Raw genomic sequence first — 2,097 nt, forward strand, 5'->3', positions numbered from 1 at the left:
TCTCTCAGCCGCCTATCCGGCGGGGAGGGGAATTGACGCGGACAGGATCCGGCAAGCGCTTCTCTCAGCCGCCTATCCGGCGGGGATCCTCCAGAAATAGCGGTCCAGGACGCGGGCGACGCGATCGCGCGACTTTTTCCGGGACCGGCAGACGGCAATGATCTCACGCATGCGCCGCGCCCCGTTCCGGATAGCCGGCATCAAGCATGCTGTTTACCGTCGCGATCGCCTCGCTGAGGATCTTGCGATCATCAAAAGCGTCGATCAGCCTGCCCCGGAAGGTCTTCTCCGGATCTTCGTCACGCCCCGGCATGGCAGCGGCGAAGGCCAGCGGCAATACGAGAGCGTCCTTGAACCCGTCTGCCAGATCGAAGACGAGCCCGCCGGCGCGTGTCTTGCCGTGGAAAACGGACATGTGCGGCGGGATGCCGAGCGTCCAGAGCGCGGCGCCGGCCATCCCGTAGCAGAGGTAGTTGCCGTGATCGATCAGGCGGTTTAACCGCGAAGAGATCATCACTCTGCGGGCCGTCAAATACGCCGCGCTCCGGTATGCGCCGGCAGAAGGTCTATTTCGACTGGGGGGCGTCGCGCGCGGACGCCAGGCAGATGTGGCCGACCTCTTTGCCGAACATATCCTCGGCCGTCCGGGGTTCTTCTCAGGATCTGATGCGCGCGATCTCTATACGTTGGATCCGGTCAGCCGGGCCGGGCCCACCTTTGCCTTCGATCACGCCTATGATGACCGGATTGCCCAGATCCGGATCGTTGGAGCCGCGGCCGATCTTTATGAACAAGATAAAGAGACAGGTGAGGTGCGTCTTGTGCGGACATGGGTGTCGAAAGATGGTTCGGGGGCGGCGCTTCGTCATTTCGAGGGGAGCGAGGTGCGGTTTGGCGAGGCATGGCGGCTTGGGGAAATGACTTTTCGCGTCACCTTTCGCACAGAAGCAACGCGGCCGGCACAGGTGACCGTCCGCGTGAAGCCACCCGGTACTTTGGCCTTCCGGCGAACGCGGTTCGAAAGGGCAATCCATGATCTGATCGCCCGCAACGGACTGGAAAAGACCCAAGATGCTGTGTTGGCTGTGGACGCGGCTGAGTGAGGCCGGGCCATCGGTCTTCATCTCCGGGCGGGCGTTGCGGCGCTTTCCCGATGGAGAGGTCGACCGGCTTGTTCGAGCCCGGGTTCTCATAGAGCAGAGGAAAGCCGACACCTGGTCTGTATGCGCGCATTGCGACTGCGGTCTTGACGCGCGCCCCATACGAACGGTCGGGGGGAGCCTGCGTGCCTGCTGTCCTTATGATCCGGCGGCCGATGTCCTGCTGGAGCCGGATGACCTTCGACGGTTCGCGATCAACGCCGATCAACTGATCGCGGCCATTGTAGCATCCGGCGGATGGCCCGCAGTAGCCACTGTTGCAGCAGATGGACTTTGGCTGCTGGGACGGCTGCCGACGGGTATCTGCGTCTTTCTCTGCCGCGATACCCATTTGCTGATGGCACCTGCCACAATTCACGCGACCAGAATGGCCGCCGGACCGGTGCCCATCATCGTCATCTGCAACAAGCTCGACCCGACAACCGAACTGCACTTGCGTGCGGCCGGTATCGAAGCCCGCTCGTTCGCCGAATGCGTCCGGTTGGATGATCGCCGTTCGGAGCATATAGCGATTGAGCGGCTTTCGCCGAGCGTCGTCACCAAACCTCGCCTCATCCTTCGCCGGAGCTGCCAGGCGCTCATGTTCGACGGACAACGCCTCGATCTCACGCCGCAGATGTTCGCCTTGATCCGGCTTTTTGTTGAACAGGTCGGGCAACGCGACCCCGTACTGCGCAAGGAGACCATCGAAGCGCGAACCGGGCGTGCCGCTAACGAGATCGTGCGGGATCTGCGCAAGGCTCTGGTCGGCTGCGGTCTGTCACGGGCAGCCGCCGATGCCCTGATCGTGACCGTGCGAGGGTATGGCTATCGCCTAGGCGTCGCTCCGTCCGAGGTGGCCCCTGAGGACTAGGCCGTGCACTCTTAAATGCCAAGTCCGCTTCCGGTCCACTGATGCCGTTCGTCCGGTTCCACTTCGCTGCGGCCAGTCAAAGGA

The 2,097-nt window shown here is 62.9% G+C and carries 3 protein-coding genes; 2 read left to right on the forward strand and 1 reads right to left on the reverse strand.

Translation table 11 applies throughout. The annotated features are described in order from the left end of the window. Nucleotides 1-163: 163 nt before the first annotated feature. Entirely contained in the window at nt 164-532 is a 369-nt protein-coding gene (locus tag E1297_RS02500) for a hypothetical protein (protein ID WP_196223152.1), read from the reverse strand. A 76-nt stretch (nt 533-608) separates the two neighbouring features. On the opposite strand from E1297_RS02500, the gene E1297_RS02505 reads away from it, so the two are divergent. Together E1297_RS02505 and E1297_RS02510 are read left to right on the forward strand one after the other, a co-directional pair. Beyond that, nucleotides 609-1,103: a hypothetical protein gene (locus E1297_RS02505; RefSeq protein ID WP_155133480.1), complete on the forward strand. Its 495-nt coding sequence runs from the start codon at nt 609-611 to the stop codon at nt 1,101-1,103. Next, nucleotides 1,072-2,013 (forward strand): helix-turn-helix domain-containing protein, encoded by a 942-nt coding sequence (locus tag E1297_RS02510; protein WP_155133483.1) that lies wholly within the window; start codon nt 1,072-1,074, stop codon nt 2,011-2,013. Before E1297_RS02505 ends, E1297_RS02510 begins: the two co-directional genes overlap by 32 nt. Nucleotides 2,014-2,097: the final 84 nt, after the last annotated feature.

Source organism: Roseibium sp. RKSG952, assembly GCF_009711355.1.